Source organism: Cyanobacterium sp. uoEpiScrs1 (assembly GCF_947331815.1).
GTDB lineage: Bacteria > Cyanobacteriota > Cyanobacteriia > Cyanobacteriales > Microcystaceae > Rippkaea.
Genome location: NZ_OX373462.1, coordinates 2283996 through 2305683, shown reverse-complemented (window position 1 = coordinate 2305683; position 21688 = coordinate 2283996). Strand labels below are relative to the sequence as shown.

Here is a 21688-nt window from a genome sequence, read left to right as displayed (position 1 = left end):
TATTTTTACAATTATAGAGGTGACATTTTATACTCATAGAACCAGGGATCAACAAATATGGCTCTGGTATGGGGCTGCTATTAATTTTTTTTCATAATTTTCTATTAAATTTTTATTTCAAATTATAGTTTTGATTGTTAGCTGTACTTTTTTATTTTTGTCATATTCTTACTTCGATATTGAGAACAACAGTTGAAAAAAAGTTAAATATCTACAGGTCTTTATAAAAACAAACAAGTTAATGTTTAATAAAATTATTGTTTTGAATAAATACAAAAACAATTTTACATAATATCAAAAGATATTCTTGTGAATTAGAAGATAAAAAACAAAGAAAAAATGTACATAGGTGATTTTATATAATAATCAACTTAGTTGATTATTATATAAAATCTAAGAGAACCATGTTAATCTAATAAAGAAAAGAACAAGAAATACATTATAAATAAAATTGCGATGTCTTGTTTTATTTTAATTAAAAAAATCAAATACTGATATTTATTTGTTGAATAAAATAGATATTCTCAACAGATAACAATTTTATTTGTTGAGAATCTAATCTTACTATGTTGAAGAAGGCTCCAGTTTTAAAAATCAAATATTATTATTAATTTATATGTAAAATATCTCCTGTGACTGTTCTCAAATAGAACTCAAGAGGCTACTCTAAAAAGAGTTGATATTCTTTGAAGGTTCTTCACTATGCTATTTTCTGTTAACCCAATTAAATTTGGCACTGATGGCTGGCGCGGTGTTATCGCCGCGGAGTTTACCTTTGAACGGGTTGCTTTTTTAGCTCCTCTAGTAGCAAAAATTTTAGCTGATAATTATGGAACACCTGATAGAACACACCAGATAATTGTAGGATATGATCGCCGATTTTTAGCCGAAGAATTTGCTCAAGTTGCTGCTGAAGCAATACAAGAAGCAGGATTTGATGTAGCTCTATCTCAATCTTATGCTCCTACTCCTGCCTTTAGTTGGACAGCTAAACAACAAAATGCCTTAGGTGCAATTGTCCTAACAGCAAGTCATAACCCTGCCAAATATTTAGGGTTAAAAGTAAAAGGAGCATTTGGCGGCTCAGTTTCTAGGGAAATAACTCAGCAAATTGAAACTTTACTGCTTGCTCCTCCCACTTTTAACTCTAAATTAGGCACTTTAAGCTACTTTGATCCTTGGAAAAGTTACTGTTATGAGTTGCAACAAAAAGTTAAGGTTAAAGTTATTTGTGAGGCAATTGTATCGGGTAAATTAAGAGTATTTACTGATGTTATGCACGGGGCAGCTGCAACAGGTTTAGAAAGATTATTAGAGTGTAGTATTGAAGAAATTAATAGTAATCGCGATCCATTATTTGAAGGAGGTTCGCCTGAACCATTACCTCGTTATTTATCAAAATTATTTAATGTCATCAAAACCTCAGCTCGTCAGGGAGATGATGGATTAAAAGTTGGTTTAGTTTTTGATGGAGATGGTGACCGCATTGCCGCAGTAGATGGACAAGGAAATTTTTTAAGTTCTCAAATTATAATTCCTATTTTGATTGATCATTTAGCCAAACGTAAGGGATTTACAGGAGAAATAATTAAAACTGTGAGTGGTTCAGATTTAATTTCTCATTTGGCTAAAATTTATAATCTCTCAGTTTATGAGACTCCAATTGGGTATAAATACATTACAGATCGAATGTTAACAACTGATACCCTAATTGGAGGAGAAGAGTCTGGGGGGATTGGTTATGGAACTCATATTCCCGAACGAGACGCCTTATTATCAGCTTTATATATTTTAGAAGCTATAGTAGAAAGTGGTAAAGATTTAGGACAATATTATTCATATATACAAAATAAAACTGGTTTTTATAATATTTATGATCGTATTGATTTACCATTAGCTAATATAGAAGTTAAGACGCAGTTGCTAAAAAAATTACAGCAAGAATCACTAACTAAAATTGCTGAACAAAAGATATTAGATTGTTCTATTAAAGATGGTTATAAGTATCGTTTAGCTGATGGAAGTTGGTTGTTAATTCGTTTTAGTGGTACTGAACCAGTATTGCGATTGTATTGTGAATCAACAACTACTAAACAAGTTCATAAAATTTTAAATTGGGCAAAAAATTGGGCAAATTCAGCTTGATTTAGCTTCTATTTAAGGTTTCTTCCTCACCCATTATAAAGACAGGTTCCAGGTGAACTAGATAGTGAACTTAACTAAAAGTTATAGAATAAATAAATCTAATTTACCTACACTAAGGTATTTAATTAATAAAGAATTTATTGATATTATTAAACCTAGGCTTATTTTTTTGTTTAGACAATAGCAATCGTGTAACTTAATAAATTTTAATGTCTTATTATATTTAAGTCGGGTGGGCAAAACCCACCCGATAATTTCAGAAAGTATAGTCCTGTAACGCCCTAACCTCTAACGGTTGATTCTGCAGAGCTCGAATAGCTGCAACAGTGGCCCTTGCCCCTGCTATTGTCGTAATAATAGGTAATTTATAATCTAAAGCAGTACGACGAATTAAGCGGCCATCTACTTGGGACTCTCCACCACTAGATGTGTTAATAATCAACTGAATCTGTTTATTTTTGATCCAATCTATTATATTAGGACGACCTTCATGAAGTTTAAAAACAACTTCTATATCTTCAACTCCATTATCAGATAATATTTTTTTAGTTCCTGAGGTTGCAATAACTTTAAATCCTAAACAAACTAGATCTTTAACGATTGAAACTATCGAGACTTTATCTCGATTACTTATAGAAACAAAAACTGTTCCAGCAGTAGGCAAGTCAACTCCAGCCGCAATTTCTGCTTTAGCGAAAGCTTTTCCAAAGTCATCATCTATTCCCATCACTTCTCCAGTGGAACGCATTTCTGGTCCCAATAAAGTATCAGCTTCTGGAAACTTTTGGAAAGGTAAAACTACTTCTTTAACAGCAATATGGCGGGGAATAAGTTCCTTAGTTATTTTTAACTCTTCTAAAGTTCGTCCTGACATAAGTAAAGAAGCAATTTTAGCTAAAGGTCGTCCTGTTGCTTTAGACACATAAGGGACGGTGCGAGATGCACGAAGATTTGCTTCTAAAATGTAAACAGTTTCTCCTTGAATAGCATATTGAACGTTAATTAATCCAATAACTTTCAACTTATTTGCTAAGTGAGTTGTCCAAGTTCTGATAGTATTAATCACTGTAGCAGAAAGGGTTATGGAAGGAAGAGAACACGCTGAGTCTCCTGAGTGAACACCTGCTTGTTCAATATGTTCCATAATACCGCCAATAACTACATGTCCAGTGATATCACACAAAGCGTCAACATCAACTTCGATCGCGTTTTCGAGAAACTTATCAATCAGAATAGGATGATTAGGTTCCACCTGTACGGCATATGTCATGTAGTGTTCTAATTCTTCATCAGAATAGACGATTTCCATAGCTCTTCCTCCCAAAACATAAGAAGGACGTACAACAACAGGATAACCAATGCGAGAAGAAATAATTAATGATTCCTCATAACTGCGAGAAATTCCATTAGGAGGTTGTTGAATATTAATACCATGTAAAATACTTTCAAAGCGTTCCCGATCTTCGGCTGCATCAATCGCATCTGGAGAAGTTCCCCAAATTTTAGTTTGGACAGAGCACCCAGGGCTATCAAGGTATTTCTGTAAAGGAATTGATAATTTTAGGGGAGTTTGACCCCCAAATTGGACAATAACCCCCACGGGATTTTCAGTTTCGATAATATTTAATACATCTTCTTTAGTTAAGGGTTCGAAATATAAGCGATCACTTGTATCATAGTCAGTAGAAACAGTTTCAGGATTAGAATTCACCATAATAGTTTCAAACCCTGCCTCGCTTAGGGAGAAAGATGCATGACAACAACAATAATCAAATTCAATGCCTTGTCCAATACGATTAGGACCTCCCCCTAAGATCATGACTTTCTCTTTCTTGCTAGAAATCACTTCTGTTTCTGAAGGTTCGTAAGTGGAATAGAAATAAGGAGTGAATGCTTCAAACTCTGTTGCGCAGGTATCTACAACCTTGTATACCGGAACCACACCTAAACTTTTGCGATAACTTCTGACTTCATCTTCATTAGTTTTCGTAGCGAAAGCGATTTGATTATCACTAAATCCTTGTTGTTTAATCAATCGCATTTTTCTAGTCGTGATGTTAGTTAAGGGAGTTTGTTTAAGGAATTTTTCGCTTTCACTAAGTTCTTGTAACTTATCCAAAAACCAAATATCAATGGCAGTCAATTCGTGAATCTCAGTCACTGTGATACCCAGTCGCAATGCATAGTATATGTTGTAAACCCTATCAGGATTAGGAGTTCGTAAATTAGCTCGGACTTGAGATATAGTAGGTAGGGTTTCTTTTCGGTCACACCCGAAACCATATCGTCCCGTTTCTAGTGATCGTAAGGCTTTTTGGAAAGACTCTTGAAAAGTGCGTCCAATAGCCATTACTTCTCCTACAGACTTCATTTGGGTAGTTAGAATCTGTTGGGAACCGTGGAATTTCTCGAATGTAAAACGGGGTATTTTCGTCACCACATAGTCAATGCTGGGTTCAAAGGATGCAGGAGTTTGTCTGGTAATGTCATTGTTTATCTCGTTGAGAGTATATCCCACAGCTAGTTTAGCGGCTATTTTAGCAATGGGAAATCCTGTCGCTTTAGATGCCAATGCAGATGATCGTGATACACGGGGATTCATTTCAATGACGATCACATCTCCGTTGACAGGGTTAACAGAAAATTGGATGTTGGATCCACCTGTTTCTACTCCAATTTGACGGATAATTGCTTGAGAATAGTCTCTTAATCGTTGATATTCTTTATCAGTTAATGTCTGTGCGGGCGCTACTGTGATAGAGTCCCCCGTATGGATTCCCATAGGGTCAAAGTTTTCAATTGAACAGATAATGACCACATTGTCAGCTAAGTCTCGCATTACCTCTAATTCATATTCTTTCCACCCCAACAAAGATTTTTCGATTAAAATTTGAGAAACAGGGGACATATCAATGCCAACTTGCACCATTGCTTCAAATTCTTCTTGATTATAAGCAATTCCCCCTCCTGTTCCTCCTAGAGTGAATGCAGGGCGTATTATCAAGGGATAAGGTCCAATTTCTTGACAAATTGTCCGTGCTTGTTTGAGAGTACTGGCAATACCAGAAGGACAAACAGGAACCCCAATTTTAGCCATTGCTGTTTTGAATAACTCTCGATCCTCTGCCATTTCAATAGCTGACAGTTTTGCGCCAATCAACTCCACATTGTACCTATCCAAAACTCCAGTTTTGGCTAAAGAAACTGTTACATTGAGAGCAGTTTGACCTCCCATTGTTGGCAATAACGCATCAGGACGTTCTTTGGCAATAACTTTTTCTACTATATTGGGAGTCAATGGTTCAATATAAGTGCGATTAGCCATTTCAGGATCGGTCATAATGGATGCAGGATTGGAGTTGACTAATACAATTTCATATCCTTCTTCTCGCAATGCTTTACAAGCTTGAGTCCCAGAATAATCAAATTCGCAAGCTTGTCCGATAACGATGGGTCCTGCACCTAAAATTAAGATTTTTTTTAAGTCGTTGCGGCGTGGCATAAGCGTTTTTGTAAAGTAGATAAATAAAACAAACCGAGGTTATTGTATCCACTATCTGTAGGATTTTATGTTTACTCTAATCCTTTATTCAGGTTTAAGAAATTTGGCAAGAGCAATAAATAATAGCTAAAAGTCAGGTTAGATATATTCTACATTTTTGTTTTTATTTATGGCTTTTTCCTAACTATCATACTTCTTTTATAATAAAATGCTGTGGTTTAATTAATTTACTTACTGTTTATAGTATTATGATTAATAAAAAAAATCGTTGTCGAAATAATATCAATAATACTTATTTGTTTGGTTATTGCATTTATCAAACTTAACTAGCAAGGAAATAAGAAGCAATCGATTTAAGACATGTTTATTGTTATTTGCAATATAAATTACCTTAAATAAGATTGTTCTAAAAATACTGTAATTGTTTTTGTTCTATAAGAGTTTGATTATTACTATGCATGTTTTTGTTGGATTTTAAAATATTAATCAACATCAAGCAAGTAAAAATTTTAATTGCATAACTAATAGTTTCTTCAATAACAGTTATGATGTCAGTATAAAATATTATTGTTGCTACTTCTAAGTAAAAAAAGCAGAATTTCTTTACTGAAAGATTTATATAGTGTTCATACCTAAACTTTTTGTTTAATCTTATTTTACTATATAAATTTTATATTCTCCCTAGCTCTAATACTTGTGGAAATTTCTTAAATAATTCTGAGAGCCCGATCCCTAAACCTCTCAAAGTTTGATAATCTAAACTAATACTTATCGGAAATAGGATATAAATTCGTGGATATAGTGATAGGTAAAGGTAAAATTGCCCGGCGAGCCTACGGGATAGATGAAATTGCTCTTGTTCCCGGAAACTGTACTTTGGATCCGAGTTTAGCACAGACTAACTGGACTATTGGTGGTATTGAAAGAAATATACCTATTATCGCTAGTGCAATGGATGGAGTTGTTGATGTCAAAATGGCGGTACTGCTATCCGAGTTAGGAGCAATAGGAGTTCTCAACTTAGAAGGAATACAAACCCGTTATGAAGACCCTTATCCTATTCTTGATCGCATCGTATCAGTTGGGACATCGAAATTTGTAGGGTTAATGCAAGAACTATATGCCAAACCTATCGACCCGGAATTAATCAAGAAACGCATCATTGATATCAAAGCCAAAGGAAGCATTGCAGCAGTTAGTCTGACTCCAGCAGGAGCTTCTCAATATGGTCAAATTGTGGCCGAAGCAGGAGCAGACTTATTGTTTGTTCAGGCAACAGTAGTTTCTACGGATCATTTTTCTCCTAAATCTATTAACTCCCTAGATTTAAGCCGATTTTGTCAAGAAATGCCTATGCCAGTTATTTTAGGCAACTGTGTCACCTACGAAGTCGCATTAAATCTGATGAAAGCTGGTGCAGCTAGTATCTTAGTGGGAATAGGACCTGGAGCTGCTTGTACCTCTCGTGGTGTTTTAGGGGTAGGGGTCCCCCAAGCAACTGCTATAGCTGACTGTGCTGCGGCACGCGATGAATATTACCAAAAAACTGGGGACTATATCCCTGTAATTGCCGATGGGGGCGTGATAACAGGAGGAGATATTTGTAAGTGTGTTGCTTGTGGAGCCGATGCCGTGATGATTGGATCTCCAATTGCTCGATCTATAGAAGCCCCTGGACGTGGATATCATTGGGGTATGGCGACTCCTTCTCCAGTGTTACCCAGGGGAACTAGGATTAATGTTGGTAGCACTGGAACAATTAAGGAAATCCTCACTGGACCAGCCAGACTAGATGATGGAACTCACAACTTACTGGGTGCACTTAAAACTAGTATGGGAACCTTAGGAGCAAAGAACATCAAAGATATGCAACAGGTTGAGGTCGTTATTGCGCCGTCATTATTAACGGAAGGAAAAGTGTATCAGAAAGCTCAACAGTTAGGTATGGGTAAGTAGTTAATCGTAATTCCTATGTTTGTTAGTAAAGCAAAAGCATAAAATTTTTATTATGAGTATCTCATGAACCTAAAAAATACTATCCATCGTCTCTAATTAAGAATTACAGCTCTTCTAGACTAGCTATGGACAAAATCTCCATTGAAAATGCTACGATTTTAACTTTACGAAGTTTACAACTTTTATAAGACTTTATTCTGATAAAAGTTAAGTTTTTGGCGAAAAATATAGTTAAAATGACTGTTATTAAAGTTATTGACTGCTAATTGATCATATCTAGTCTAAAAGAGCTCAGAATAATCATATATTCAAACTAAAAAATAATTGACATTTCTTCTACTGTTTGCCTCCATTTAACCCTTTTGAGACAAATGGGATGATCAATCCTATTAAGAAAATAGATTAACTAACTAAATGTATTAAACCTTAAATTAAATTAAACCTTGGGCTATTATGACTCTTCACCCTTCACCGTTAGTATAACGATTGGTACAATGGGATCAGTGAATAATAGCTATGGATAGGAGGCGTGACACAATGCAATCCCTCTACATTCCTCATTTACTTCAACGCGCCGAGAAAACTCAAACTATTCTCATTGATGATTTTATCCCTGGCTTAGATACTTTGACCCCTTTTCGTGGAACTCTGAGCATTCGTCATGGAGGAACGTTTCTGGATGTAAAAGTAAAAGGAGAAACAATCGTTACCTTAATCTGTGATCGCTGCGTACAACAATACAATCATCGTATTATTATCAACACTTCGGAAATTATTTGGCTTGATAAAAACCTCAGTTTATCTGGTATTCCCCAAGAAAGAGAAGTTTCTTTGGAGGACTTATCAGAAACCCTTTCTCCTGATGGACATCTTGATCTGGAGACCTGGCTTTATGAACAATTGTCATTAGCAATGCCTCTTAGACGGTTATGTGGAAAGGAATGTCGGCAACCTGTTTCTAATTATGATCAAAATACGTTACCTATTGATAATCGTTGGGCTTCATTAGAATCCTTAAAAAGTAATTTTTCATAATCAAAGTTAAACTTTAGTCAAATACAAGAACATATTTGAACTATTTATCATTATTAATAATAAGATGATAAAGGATGGAGACTGTTTATCACTGTCAACATATAACTGATTATAATCAACCTTTAACTAATTTAATAGTACTAGCTATTTAGGTTAGGATAAATTTTCATTAATAAAACTTGCCCATAACAAAATTGTTAGTTTTTAATTATATATCTTGCTACAAAATAGCGAATAGTATATTTCTTATTCTCAGAGAATAGACTATTTTAAAATAAAAAGGACTATCCACTATCGTTTATGGTTTTAAAACTATAAATGATAATGATTGATTTAGATGTAATGAGCTTTAGTTTATAATCTTTAAAAGATAAATTCTTATCAAAAAGTGTATTAGAAGTCTATTCAGTGCACAATTTCTACTTGTCTATCCATTAGACTTTAACATCTCACACTCGGTGCTTTACAAGCCTAGGTCAGGAGCAATTTAAACAAAAAGGACCCAAGTATTTGCGTAAATATGGAGAAAATACCTCATAAATTAGAGTTAAAGGTTTGCCATTATGCCAGAATAAGTAATGCCTGCCCCAAAAAGGTCCTTTTTCTCCAAATTTTTCTTCTAAAGCAGTGCAATTACCATAATAAATTCCTTGAATATCGCGGTACAATTCTGTATATGATCGCGAAAGGCTTTCCCAAATAGGTAAGGAGCGATTCTGTAAATACTCATCTATATGAGCTTCATTCCACCAAGAAGCAGCATAGGCTAATCTTTGCCCCGACACTGTTCGTAGCCAAACCTGTCGTCGTAAATGAGGTTCAAGGATTTTTTGAATCTCTGCTGGTGCACCATCTTCACCTCTATTAATCAAAGACATGTCAATAAGATCAACTTCTGTATTCTCTGTTGTGAGCAATTGCAAATGACGAGTCGGAGAGCCATCGCCTAATAACAGAATTTGCCATGTAGGAGACAATTGATCATGGGGAAGTCCTTGTTTAACTTGTTCTTCAGTACCTCCCCAAATTATGTCAAGGGCATACCACTCAAATTTTGTGTTGCTATCAGATTTCAAGATTACTGCTATGGGGTTTAAAAGGAACTTTACAACTTCTAAGATTATAATAACAAAACGCAGTCTTTATAGGAACGAATGTTTGGATTTATCGCATTAAATAAACCATCAGGAATTACATCCCATGATTGTGTAGCCAAGGTCAGAAAAATTCTAAAACTTAGAAAAGTTGGTCATGGCGGAACTCTAGATCCTTTAGCTACGGGAGTTTTACCTATTGCTGTGGGAAAAGCAACTCGTTTGTTGCGATTTTTCCCCGAAAACAAAACTTACCGTGCTTTGATTCGATTAGGAGTGCAGACAACCACTGATGATCTCCAAGGAGAGGTAGTTAAATCTCAACCTGCTTCTATGTTAACTTTAAAACAAGTTGAACCTCTACTACATCAGTTTGTTGGTACTATTCAACAGACTCCCCCTATTTATAGTGCTATTCAAATTAATGGAAAACGATTGTATGATTTAGCCAGAAAGGGAAAATTAATAGATGTTCCAGCAAGAACAGTTTATATTGAGCTAATAAAATTGGTAGGTTGGTCTCCTGGAGAATTTCCTGAATTAGAAGTTGACATTATTTGCGGCTCAGGAACTTATATTCGAGCAATTGCCCGCGATTTGGGGACTATGCTTAATACAGGGGGAACTTTAGCTAAATTAACTCGTATTGAAAGTTGTGGAATGCATTTATCTGAGAGCATTTCTTTAAGACAATTAAAGGAAGAAGTTGAAAAGGGAAGTTTTAGCTTAATCTCTTCAGATATTGCCCTACAACATTTAAATAAAATAACTTTATCGGAAATGGATGAAAAACGTTGGCTTCAAGGACAAAAAATCACTCAAGATTTACTGCCATTATCCGTTTCCGGAGTCGTTAGAGTATATCAACCAGAGGATAAGCTATTAGGCATTGGAAATGTCGTTGAATTTGATAATTATCAGATTTTGAGTCCTAAAGTCGTTCTTGTCGACAAATAGCAGATTTTTAAAATTAAAAATCTGTTATTTGAGTTAGTCTATAAGTTTAACCTGCTATTTGTTGAAAATATTTAAGTATCTTAATAAAGATTACAATAACTTTATTGAATTGGAATAAGACGAAAAATTTACTAGCTTAAATGGAAAAAATTCCACTTTTATCCACTTAGGTCAAATAATTACTTATTATTTAGGACTGACATTCCCTAGTGGAAGAAGTTAGAATCGGAGTATAAAGTGGGGAACTGCTATGTTATTACGCAGAAGTCTTAAGGAGATTTAACATTATGTTTGAATTAAATTATAGTAAACATGGGGCAGCTTTAGTAATATCGTTCTTGGTTGGAATGACAGTAGTGACTCCTATCTGTCTCTTAAAGCCGGCAGCCGCTCAATTACTTTCTAGAGAAAATAACAATAATTCTGATTCTATTTCTAATGATGTAGTAGTTCCCCTCGGAACTCGAATTCCCCTCCGACACCAAGATGTTGGGAAGATCCTTGTTACTCAGGAAGAAAGTCTTGATATAACCCTTGAAACTGCGGCCAACATCAAGGATCGCTACGGTAATTTCTTAGTTCCGGTAGGTAGTAAAGTTATAGGAATCATACGACCAGCTAATGGGGGGGCTCAGTTTGTTGCGCGGGAAATCGTCGTTGACAATCAACGGTATCCCCTTTATGCCAGTTCTGGAGTCATTACTCGGACGGAAACTGTTAATGAAGGGGCAAGTGTTGAGGAAATTTTAGGGGGGACTTTAGCTGGCTCTGCTGCGGCTGCCATCATTGCGGGAACGACGGGTGATCGCCGTATTGACGCTCTAGAAGTCTTAGCAGGCGCTGCAGTAGGAACTCTAGCCGGATGGAGCCTACCAGAAACGGGTGTTATTGGAGGAGGTGAAACTCAGGTTATCTCTATCGATCCAAACCAAGATTTGGCTATTGTTCTAGAATCGAACCTGACTTTAATGGGTAACAGTAGGGGAAGTTATAGACGCTTTTGACAAAATTAGTTGCGAAAACTGATATTTGAGTATTTGTATATTTTATATCTATCCTGTTACGCTCCCACTATAACATTTTTTATTCTGGGTAAGTATTCATCAAAAATTTTAACAGCATTTTAACCTTATTCATGAATTGATATTATTTATTAGAGAAAAGATTCTGTTTACGTTCAAGTTTAGGTAAATTATATGGATAGTACAATTGTATATCTCTATTTAGAGAGTTAAAATATTTAAATATTTTTATACAGTATGGACTTTTCCTTATTCTAGAATAGAAAAGTACTTCCTATATTTAGTTTACTAAAAATATAACTACACTGTTTTCGATAAAAGTCTTTTATTCTATTTATGGTAAAAAATATTTTTTTAGATTATGTTTGATAACAAACAATTACTGTAAGATGCTTATTTTAACTCTGCTACAGGAAATGTCAAAACAGTATATTTACTTCTAAATCAAGGAAAGATTAATTAACTAAATATTGGAAAGCTGAGAAAAAGTTGCTCAATTATTATTTAATACTTTTCGTAAAAAACAAATTTAATCAGTCACTCATTATCAACAAGATATAAACCTGTAAAAACAAATGAAACTAATTAGTAAAATTTTCTTGATTAATGTTATGTTGATGAACTACTTAATAGATTATCTCATAAGTTAGCAGTTCTAGATATTAAGTAGTTAAAATAATTTTATTGTTCTCTTTACTTGATTGATAACTTTTTTGTGTAAACCTTACCTGTTTAAGATAAGGTTATTTTTATCTGCTGTTTTAAATAACTATTATAATTAATTACGACTACTGTTTTATATATCCATTAAATATTGTTTTTTTTGATAAATAATATTACTGATTAATAATAAAGTATACCTACAAAATAAATTTTTTAATTAAATATTTAATATTGTATTTAAACAAGCAAACTTGTAATATTGAGAATTACTTATCTTTATTTGTTATCAATAGGATATATAAGCCACCAGAATAACTTGAGTGACTAGCTCTCTTTTTTAAATTTTATAGTTATTGTCTTTTTCTGATTCTACATTAAAGAGTCTCATCTCCTCAGAAATAACTTATGTTATTAAACGATATATAGTTTTAATAAATAAATTGGTTGGAAATACAAAATTATGTAGAATTTATTGCTAAAAATACTTATTAAAATCGAAGATAAAAGTATGCAATTATATTAATATGATTTGAGAAAACTAAATGTTTGCCTACACAAAATTGTGCTTATTTCACATTAGGTAAAAATCATAAAGTAAAAAATTGAAAGTTTAGCTTTGCAAGACTTATAAAATTTTAAGAACTCTATCTTTACAAAAATAAAGTTCTTAAAATCAAAGTTTTCTATAAAATAGTTTGGGATTTTATTGAATATTTAATAATTGTGCTGATGTCCTCGTCGTAACTACACCAACTTGATCTCAAAGGTATATTCTCATAAAGTGAAAGATTTTAAATATAGATGTAAATATTCAAGGATATCAATGAGTTATTTTAAGTGTATTAATTTTTAATAAAAATTTCTTTTCCTTTTATAGCCTTTCCTTGTTTATAATTGTTCATCCCATATTGAAATTCCCAGTTAATGATATTAAACCCTTTAAAGTTATTTTTAATCTCTTCAGAGTTATCATAGGTGATTAACCATTTATGTTGACAATTCACTAGATTTTTTGCAAATCTTTGATGGTCAAAAGAGGTGTGTAGATTACCCTTTTTTCCATATAATCTAGATTGAGAGGCAGCCAAATAAGGAGGATCTAAGAAAATAAATACTCGCCCTTTCTCTACATTAATAACTTCACTGTAATCTAAATTGGTGATCGTAACATCTTTTAAGATATGCCTTAAATTTTCAAGGCGATCAATGGAAGAATCTGTAAATCTAGTTAAAAAAGATTGATATGAAAATCCTCCAGATTCTACAGCTCCTGAAAAAGTAATTCTATTTAAAATAAAAAAACGAACTGCCCTTTCAAAATCGGATAATTCGTCAACATTAATCGATATTAGCCTTTTAAAAAGTTTTCGACCATCAGTACAATTTAATTTAATTTCTCGCAAGGTAATTACTAATTCCTCCAGATCGGATTGAGCTATTTTCCAAAATAAATATAATTCACGATTTAAATCATTAATCCAAATATGAAGATTAGGATAAGTTTGCTTAAGATAAATAAACATAGAGCCACCGCCAGAAAAGGGTTCCCTATATTCAGTATATTTAGATAAATTTTTAGGAAGATGTTGAATAATCTGTTTAATAGCTTTGGATTTTCCTCCAGGAAAGCGTAAAGGACTCTTAATTAAAGTATTTTTTTTATATATTCTCATCGTGTTTTTAACATTATCAACTAACTACTGACATACCATAAAAAGGTATGGTATCTGACCAATGAGGGCGTTTTTCCTGTCGCCAATCATGATAAGCTAGTTCTAAAATACTGGTTACAGTGAAACCTAGCTTTTCAGGAGTTATTGCAGGTTTTATTTTAATATTTAAATCTCGTATTTTTTGTTTCCATGTATCAGGGTTAATAACCATGTCAGGTAAAATAATAGTAAATTTTTGATCTTTGTTTTTTACTTTGTAAATAGCAACATACAGTTTTCCTCTCGAAGCTGACATTTGTACAGGAACTAATGCGTCAACAGAATAATTATTTCTAATCTGCCAGGCAAAAGCTTCTAAAGTTGAAATACTAAAAAGAGGAATATTTAATTGTTGTGCTAGTGTCCGCGCTGTAACTACACCAATACGAGTACTTGTAAAACTACCCGGTCCTTTTGCAACCGCAATAAATGCTATTTTTTCCCATGTTATAGATCCGATAAACTCAATTAGATATTGATGTAAATGAGTGGATAATTTGTGATCAATATCCCAAGTTTGAGAATAAGTTTCCTTTGAGAAATCACTAATACTTAGTCCAAGTTGAACACTAGTTGTGTGGAAGGCAAGACCATACTGAGAATGAGTCAAGTTAGACATTTTGTGTTAATAATAATCAAGAATAAAGATCCAACAGATTAAACGCCAATATCTTGGACTCAGTGTAAATTGACTACTCATAAACACTGATTAACCAACATAATTAGGTTGATTATAACATTTTATGGGAGAAGGTAATTCTTTAAAATATCCCTTAACTTCTACTCGTTACTTTAACTAAAATATTGAATTTTTAAATCAATTACCTTATCTATTTCCTTATTGAAAAAATCCAAAATTAAATCTGAGAAATATCTAAACAAATCTTGGTCTTATCTTTAATTTTGACTTACAATGGTGGGTGTAGCTTAGCATAACTTTATTAGGAGCAAACTGTGAGCCACCCTGTCCTTCTTGACACTCTCGCCCATGCGTTTAATTACAATGAGTTTGACAATTATGTCATGCACACCTATGGGCGTTTCCCCATCGCTATCGAAAAAGGACAGGGATGTCGCCTTTGGGATACTGAGGGACGAGAATACTTGGACTTTGTTGCCGGAATTGCTACTTCTACTCTCGGCCATGCTCATCCCGCTTTAATCGAAACGGTTACGCAACAAATTCAAAAACTTCACCATGTCTCGAATTTGTACTATATTCCCGAACAGGGAGCTTTAGCTAAATGGCTTGTAGATCATTCCTGTGCTGATAGTGTATTTTTTTGTAATTCTGGTGCAGAAGCCAACGAAGCGGCTATTAAATTAGTAAGAAAATATGCTCATACAATGTTAGATTGCTGTAAACAGCCCGTAATTCTAACCGCTAAAGCCAGTTTTCACGGACGAACCCTAGCTACCATTACTGCCACTGGGCAGCCTAAGTATCAAAAAGATTTTAGCCCCCTAGTACCAGGATTTGTTTATGTTCCCTATAATGATATCAAAATATTAGAAGACACCATCACTGACTTAAATCAAGAGAATAGTAGAGTAGTTGCTGTAATGTTAGAACCTCTTCAAGGAGAGGGAGGAGTTCGTCCAGGGGATTTAGAATATTTTCTTAAGTTACGGAAAATCTGTGATGAAAAGAATATTCTTTTGGTGTTTGATGAAGTCCAAATTGGGGTAGGTCGTTCTGGTAAATTATGGGGTTACGAACATTTAGGAGTCGAACCGGATATCCTTACTAGTGCAAAAGGACTAGCTGGAGGGATTCCCATTGGGGCGATGATGTGCAAAAGATTCTGCGATGTCTTGGGCCCGGGAACTCATGCAAGTACCTTTGGAGGAAACCCTTTTGTAACTGCTGTAGCCTTAACAGTATTAAAAACTATTAAGAAAGAAAATATCTTACAGAATGTTCAAGCTAGAGGAGAACAGTTAAGAACTAGCTTACGAACAATCACTCAAAAATACCCTAATTTATTTACAGAAGTTAGAGGATGGGGATTAATCAATGGAATAGAGTTAAAACAAGAGATTAAATTAACTTCTTTAGATATTATTAAAATGGCAATGGAGAACGGGTTGTTATTGGCTCCAGCAGGGCCGAAGGTATTACGTTTTGTACCTCCTTTAATTGTCTCAGAAATAGAAGTAGAAAAAGCTATAGAAATTCTAGAGTTGGTGTTAAAAAAGATAAGTTAATAAAGTTGTATCAAACTTGTCAAGTAAGACTTCACCTGGAAGGAACGGTAAACAAAGAATAGAAAACGCTATGAATTTATGTGACGTGGAATTGAATCCATTTGTTCTACAGCCAAGAGACAATGATATTAAAGATGTTGACTTGGAGAAGAAAACAAGAGTATTTTAGTAGATTTTTATTTTAAATAAAAGTTTTGGCTATTGTTTGTCTTGAGGGTTGAAGTCTTCCCCAAAAGCAAAGATCAAATTTAAACAATCTCATTTTTATATTAACTGAACATTGGGGTACAATTAGATATCTAATGTATCTTTTTTCTGTCGTTTTGTCTAGTTTTTTAGCTTAAATTCAGAAGGCAATTATACTTATTTTGCTAAATTTTCTACATAACAAATATTTTTTAATAAATTATCAAACCTTAAAAAGTATATGTATATTACGTTTATCTAGTATTTATAGCATGGATAGTTATTTCCAGAATTAAACTAATCTAACCAAATAAATTTTGTCCTTGTTTAAAAAAAAATAAAGATTATAATTGATAATTTTTAAATAATTTACAATTAAATTTTGATAAACAAATAATGAAAGTTTATTTAGTGCTTGTTATATTTATAGTAGTTCCATCTTTTGTTTTGAGTTAAGATACTGTTCTTATATTAAATTAATAGATAAGATTTTTCCCTTTCTATAATTCAGTAACTAATTCCATTATTGTCAGAGTTAAATTTAATCCATCTTAAGAAGGATAATATAAATTAGAGCAGACAATCTTAAAAGTTGATAAAGCAGAAAAGACTATATCTTAAAATCAAGTAGGATGTTCGTGATGACTATCAATTACAAAAACGATAAGTTTCAATCTTTAAAATTTGACAGTTACCTTCGCGGAAAGAACGAAACTATTAACTAACTTAATATATTATTAATTAACCTAAGATGTTTTCTTTAACCAATGCCATTCCAGTAAATAATATTCAATACAATGAACAAGGATTAATCCCTGTAATCGTCCAGGACTATTTAGATGGAACAGTGTTGATGATGGCTTGGATGAATCGAGAATCTCTACAAAAAACCTTAATGACAGGAGAAACATGGTACTGGAGCCGCTCTCGGCAAGAATTATGGCATAAAGGAATAACTTCTGGACATATTCAAAAGGTTAAAGAGATTCGTTATGATTGCGATAGTGATGCCTTATTAGTTACGGTAGAACAACTTGGGGATATTTCTTGTCACACGGGGGAAAGAAGTTGTTTTCATAAAGTGGATAATCGAAAGGTGGCACCACCAGCCGATACCTTATCAGGAGTGTTTGAAGTAATTTGTAACCGTCGAGATCACCCTGTTGATGGCTCATATACTTGTAGTTTGTTAGAGGGAAAAGATAATAAAATTCTCAAAAAAATAGGGGAAGAATCAGCTGAAGTAATAATGGCTTGTAAAGATGACGATCCAGAGGCAATCGCCTCCGAGGTTGCTGATCTGTTTTACCATACCTTAGTGGCTTTATCCTACCATCAAATTGATATTAAAGACGTTTACCGGAAGTTACAAGATAGAAGACGCTGAAACTAAGATTCACTTTGTTGATGCTCATAATATTTAGCATCAACAAATATTTGTATGGTTTCAATAAGATAGAAATAGGATAGGAATAACTTAATATTTTAAAAAAATAGAGCCAAGGTGAATTTATATTTGTTGTATTTTGATTACTAGTATAGCCTAGTGCAATAGTTAATAATTGTTTAATGAGCTATTATCTTGATAAGGGCATAAGAGCAGATATTGAATGATATTAGCTCACAAAATCATAAATAAAGTTATCGAAGATATTAGTATCACTTTATTATAACTTATAAAAGTTAATAAATTTATGATCAAAATACAGCTCAGCACGCCAGAGTTCTCTTTCTAATTTAGTAATGTCAGGATAATCTTCTACAGAATAAAAAAGATGGCTAATAACTATTCTTTGACTATAAGAAATTCTAAATATTCGGGACATTGAGTATGATAAGTAATTTTAGAAAATCTATGACTACAATTATACAATCACATAATATAGGATCTAGTAATTTCCTTTGTTCAGTTTAACTGTGTATCTGTTTAATCATATAGCTTACTATTCCAGGAAAGAATAATAAACTGTCTATAAAGTTTAAAAGTTTCAAGACTAATTTATAAATTCTAAGTAGTTTGATACAATAATAATTATTAACTATTGAGTAATCAAAACTTATTATTACATCGTTAAAAAATTTATCTTGTCTGTTTTAATATTTTCAAACAACCTGACTTAAACTGAGAAAAAACATCTCTCACTGATAACTACTTCTAATAACAATTGCTAATAAAATTAGTTCACTAATCTTATTAGCAAAGATATCACCCCATAAATAGGATTAATATTAACACCTCTACTTTATCATTTTTAACTATTACTTTTTCTATTGTAGTCTTTAGCAGGATAGTGATCTACAATTTTAATTACAATAGGGTCAGAAATATTAGTATTACGAAAATTTGGTGTAACAGCTAAGTAAAAATACTTTACTTGGATAAAACTACAAATTGATGAATGGATAGAGAAGCCGGTGATAGTATAAATTACTCACCAGTTAACTTTGAGCTTGAGGACTCTAAAACTACGTCAAAAAGAGTATCTTAAAAAGACGGTTGTCTCTAGATATTTTAATTACTTTAATTTAGGTTTTAAGACAAATGATCAACTGAATAGACTCTTCCTTTCCAGCGGCCTCCTTTTCCTCTCCAATGGCGTAATGCAGAATCTATGGTCATCAATAAATAGAAAAAAGAAATGATAGGTAGACTAATTGACCATAATGGCGAAGTTCTATATAACCACAAAGTGGGTAGATAAGAAATACTCATCAATAGCCAAGTGATTCCTCCTAAACTAGTAATCAAGCTATTACCAACGACAAAACCCCAAATTAAACTAACTGGAGGGATAATGTAAATTAGGATTAACCCTGCAACGGTCCCTATGAGTAAAAATGGAGAATAATTTAATTGAGTATAGGCAGTCCTAGCTACCATATCCCAAATAGTTTTTAGTGAATCATAAGGTCGTAAACTGTAAGTTTTTTCACTTAGTCCTAACCAAATTCCTTGAGAGGTATTTTCCGATTGTAGCTTTGATTTAACTGCTGCTGCCAGAGAACAATCGTCAATCAAAGCCTGACTGACAATTTCAAGTCCTCCTACCTGTTCTAAAATATCTTGACGAATCAAAATACAACCTCCTGCAGCAGCAGCCATTTTATGGCGAGGGTCATTGACCCACACAAAGGGATATAGTTTTTCAAAGAAAAAAACAAAAGCGGGAATCAAAAAGTGTTCCCAAATACTCTGGCAGCGCAACCGAACCATTAAAGAAGTCATGGCTAAATTTTCTTGTTGAGATTTGCCGACCAATTCCTGTAGATTGGTTTTATGATGTTTAATATCGGCATCAGTGAAGAGAATATAATCGGGGTGTAAATTTTGTTCTTTAATGTACCTAATTCCCTGTTCCATTGCCCATAATTTCCCTGACCATCCTGAGGATAATAACTGTCCAGATATAACAGTCAAGCGATCAGTCTTACGAAAGATTGTAGCTAATTTATGAGCAATTTCTGCCGTTTCATCATCACTTTGATCATCAACTAGAATAATTCTAAAATCCCCCAAATACTCTTGATTGAGCAATGATTCTAAACTATCGGGTAAAACATCTGCTTCATTTCTAGCAGGGATAACTGCACAAATAGAAGGATAAGTATTTAACTGTATTTGTTCCGAATCTATCTTTTGATTAGATAACCAGAATTTGCCTCTGAAAATCAATAAGTATAACCATATTGTTAATGACAACATGGTAGATATTATTAAGGTAATCTCCATAACTTTTATGAGTATGGCATTTATATTTTTATTTTGGAATAAACTACTTCAGTTCTAAAAAAAAGTAAAAAGTAAACATTAGTCAAAGAAGTAACTGAGCTTGAGAATTAAAAAATTTACGATATACTCCTTCTGTAACTAAAATAGCAGTTAATAAATTGCTAAAAACAATCATAAATAAAATCAAAATTTGATAGGAAGCCGCACTTAACGGATCAGTTCCGGCTAAGACTTGTCCGGTAAACATCCCAGGCAAACTTACAATTCCTACCACCATCATTTGATTTAAAGTAGGAATCAATCCAATACGAATAGCCTCTTTGCGATAAGAAGCGATTGCCTGTTTTGGCGTTGCTCCCAAACACAAATGAGTCTCCACTTCTAAACGGTTGTGAGCAATCATACTTCCTAATCGTTCCCCAGTCAAAGAAGCACTATTCATAGCATTCCCCAAAATCATACCAGTCAAAGGAATTAAATACTGAGGAGAGTACCAAACATGGGGTCTGATAATGATAGTTATAGCATAACTTAGAGTTAATAAACTACTCACCAGCAATGCTCCTAAAATAATGGGAAATAACTGTTGTCTTTGATGAGTGATACGATTATTAGCCGCCTTAGCAGCAATAGTTAGCATAATTCCCAAAATTCCTAGGACAGCAACAGGATTATCCAACTCAAATATGACTAATAAAACAGAACTTACTACCAATAATTGTAGAAGTGCTCTCCCCGCGGCTAGAATAAATTGTCCTTCTAACTCTAATTTTTGCCAATTTGACAGAGCTACGGCCGCAGTAATGATACCAGATGACCATATCAAATCCATCGTATCTAATCTGATTAGATCATCCACGATGAACTAACTCCCGTATTTTTGAAGAAATTAACTATAGTAGGAGGGTTCATTTCCAGGCTTCCATTTTATGCTACAACCAAGACTGGGCTTTTGGTTACTGTTCACAGTTTTTCTCTCTAAAGTGGCTTCTATTGCCGTTCTTAAATCTTTACCAGTGACAGGGATATTATTCCCCGGACGACTATCATCTAGTTGTCCCCGATAAGTCAACCTGAAGTCACTGTCAAAAAGAAAAAAATCGGGCGTACAAGCGGCAGTATAAGCTTTAACTGTTTCTTGACTTTCATCATAACAAAAAGGGAAATTAAGTCCTAATTGTTGAGCCATTGTCTTGAGATTTTCAGGAGAATCATCGGGATAATTAAAAACGTCATTTGCACTAATTGCAACAATTCCTAACCCTTGTCTAATATAATCTCTACCCAGCTGAACGAGTTCATTTTGAATATGCTTAACAAAGGGACAATGCTGACAAATCACCATCATTAGGAAAGCTTTTCCATTAGTAAAAGTATCTAAAGAAATGTATTTTCCCGATACTACGTCAGGTAATTGAAAATCAGGTGCTTTTGTGCCAAGGGGTAACATTGTTGAAGGGGTTCTTACCATAATCTTA

General features: G+C 33.6%; 14 protein-coding genes. 7 read left to right on the top strand and 7 right to left on the bottom strand.

Going from position 1 to position 21688, the window contains the following annotated elements; all coding sequences use genetic code 11:
* Positions 1–702: 702 nt before the first annotated feature.
* Entirely contained in the window at positions 703–2145 is a 1443-nt protein-coding gene (locus OXU93_RS07950; protein ID WP_267383663.1) for a phosphoglucomutase/phosphomannomutase family protein, read from the top strand.
* A gap of 256 nt (positions 2146–2401) precedes the next feature.
* On the opposite strand, the gene carB is transcribed toward OXU93_RS07950, so the two are convergent.
* Complete coding sequence (carB, locus tag OXU93_RS07945) at positions 2402–5647, bottom strand: carbamoyl-phosphate synthase large subunit (RefSeq protein ID WP_267383662.1); 3246 nt, start codon at positions 5645–5647, stop codon at positions 2402–2404.
* Between the two features lie 792 nt (positions 5648–6439).
* On the opposite strand from carB, the gene OXU93_RS07940 reads away from it, so the two are divergent.
* Together OXU93_RS07940 and OXU93_RS07935 are read left to right on the top strand one after the other, a co-directional pair.
* A complete protein-coding gene (locus tag OXU93_RS07940) occupies positions 6440–7603 on the top strand; it encodes a GuaB3 family IMP dehydrogenase-related protein (RefSeq protein ID WP_267383661.1) in 1164 nt (387 codons plus the stop codon).
* A gap of 537 nt (positions 7604–8140) precedes the next feature.
* On the top strand, positions 8141–8638 hold the full coding sequence (locus OXU93_RS07935) for a YceD family protein (protein WP_267383660.1): 498 nt from the start codon (positions 8141–8143) through the stop codon (positions 8636–8638).
* A 476-nt stretch (positions 8639–9114) separates the two neighbouring features.
* On the opposite strand, the gene OXU93_RS07930 is transcribed toward OXU93_RS07935, so the two are convergent.
* Positions 9115–9714: a chorismate lyase gene (locus tag OXU93_RS07930; protein WP_267383659.1), complete on the bottom strand. Its 600-nt coding sequence runs from the start codon at positions 9712–9714 to the stop codon at positions 9115–9117.
* Between the two features lie 78 nt (positions 9715–9792).
* On the opposite strand from OXU93_RS07930, the gene truB reads away from it, so the two are divergent.
* Together truB and OXU93_RS07920 are read left to right on the top strand one after the other, a co-directional pair.
* Positions 9793–10689 (top strand): tRNA pseudouridine(55) synthase TruB, encoded by an 897-nt coding sequence (truB, locus tag OXU93_RS07925; RefSeq protein WP_267383658.1) that lies wholly within the window; start codon positions 9793–9795, stop codon positions 10687–10689.
* A gap of 287 nt (positions 10690–10976) precedes the next feature.
* Positions 10977–11693 carry a hypothetical protein gene (locus tag OXU93_RS07920; RefSeq protein WP_267383657.1) on the top strand — a complete coding sequence of 239 codons (717 nt, stop codon included), beginning with the start codon at positions 10977–10979 and terminating at the stop codon, positions 11691–11693.
* 1523 nt (positions 11694–13216) lie between these two features.
* Here OXU93_RS07920 and OXU93_RS07915 read toward each other — a convergent pair.
* Together OXU93_RS07915 and tsaB are read right to left on the bottom strand one after the other, a co-directional pair.
* Entirely contained in the window at positions 13217–14047 is an 831-nt protein-coding gene (locus OXU93_RS07915) for a DNA adenine methylase (RefSeq protein WP_267383656.1), read from the bottom strand.
* A 16-nt stretch (positions 14048–14063) separates the two neighbouring features.
* Positions 14064–14705 (bottom strand): tRNA (adenosine(37)-N6)-threonylcarbamoyltransferase complex dimerization subunit type 1 TsaB, encoded by a 642-nt coding sequence (gene tsaB / locus OXU93_RS07910; RefSeq protein WP_267383655.1) that lies wholly within the window; start codon positions 14703–14705, stop codon positions 14064–14066.
* 335 nt (positions 14706–15040) lie between these two features.
* Here tsaB and OXU93_RS07905 point away from each other — a divergent pair, with 335 nt between their 5' ends.
* Together OXU93_RS07905 and hisIE are read left to right on the top strand one after the other, a co-directional pair.
* Entirely contained in the window at positions 15041–16294 is a 1254-nt protein-coding gene (locus OXU93_RS07905) for an aspartate aminotransferase family protein (protein WP_267383654.1), read from the top strand.
* A gap of 937 nt (positions 16295–17231) precedes the next feature.
* A complete protein-coding gene (gene hisIE / locus OXU93_RS07900; RefSeq protein ID WP_267383653.1) occupies positions 17232–17867 on the top strand; it encodes a bifunctional phosphoribosyl-AMP cyclohydrolase/phosphoribosyl-ATP diphosphatase HisIE in 636 nt (211 codons plus the stop codon).
* 1146 nt (positions 17868–19013) lie between these two features.
* Here hisIE and OXU93_RS07895 read toward each other — a convergent pair.
* The 3 genes from OXU93_RS07895 to OXU93_RS07885 form a co-directional block, all read right to left on the bottom strand.
* Positions 19014–20210, bottom strand: a complete 1197-nt coding sequence (locus OXU93_RS07895) for a glycosyltransferase (protein WP_267383652.1) — start codon at positions 20208–20210, stop codon at positions 19014–19016.
* An 82-nt stretch (positions 20211–20292) separates the two neighbouring features.
* Positions 20293–21069: an ABC transporter permease gene (locus OXU93_RS07890; RefSeq protein WP_267383651.1), complete on the bottom strand. Its 777-nt coding sequence runs from the start codon at positions 21067–21069 to the stop codon at positions 20293–20295.
* 30 nt (positions 21070–21099) lie between these two features.
* Complete coding sequence (locus tag OXU93_RS07885; protein ID WP_267383650.1) at positions 21100–21681, bottom strand: thioredoxin family protein; 582 nt, start codon at positions 21679–21681, stop codon at positions 21100–21102.
* Between the last annotated feature and the right edge of the window lie 7 nt (positions 21682–21688).

Excerpts from the sequence above, each read along its gene's own strand:
- OXU93_RS07935 (WP_267383660.1), top strand. The coding sequence starts at position 8,141 with ATGCAATCCCTCTACATTCCTCATTTACTTCAACGCGCCGAGAAAACT.
- OXU93_RS07950 (WP_267383663.1), top strand. The coding sequence starts at position 703 with ATGCTATTTTCTGTTAACCCAATTAAATTTGGCACTGATGGCTGGCGC.
- OXU93_RS07920 (WP_267383657.1), top strand. The coding sequence starts at position 10,977 with ATGTTTGAATTAAATTATAGTAAACATGGGGCAGCTTTAGTAATATCG.
- tsaB (WP_267383655.1), bottom strand. The coding sequence starts at position 14,705 with ATGTCTAACTTGACTCATTCTCAGTATGGTCTTGCCTTCCACACAACT.
- OXU93_RS07915 (WP_267383656.1), bottom strand. The coding sequence starts at position 14,047 with ATGAGAATATATAAAAAAAATACTTTAATTAAGAGTCCTTTACGCTTT.
- OXU93_RS07885 (WP_267383650.1), bottom strand. The coding sequence starts at position 21,681 with ATGGTAAGAACCCCTTCAACAATGTTACCCCTTGGCACAAAAGCACCT.
- hisIE (WP_267383653.1), top strand. The coding sequence starts at position 17,232 with ATGTTTTCTTTAACCAATGCCATTCCAGTAAATAATATTCAATACAAT.
- truB (WP_267383658.1), top strand. The coding sequence starts at position 9,793 with ATGTTTGGATTTATCGCATTAAATAAACCATCAGGAATTACATCCCAT.
- OXU93_RS07895 (WP_267383652.1), bottom strand. The coding sequence starts at position 20,210 with ATGGAGATTACCTTAATAATATCTACCATGTTGTCATTAACAATATGG.
- carB (WP_267383662.1), bottom strand. The coding sequence starts at position 5,647 with ATGCCACGCCGCAACGACTTAAAAAAAATCTTAATTTTAGGTGCAGGA.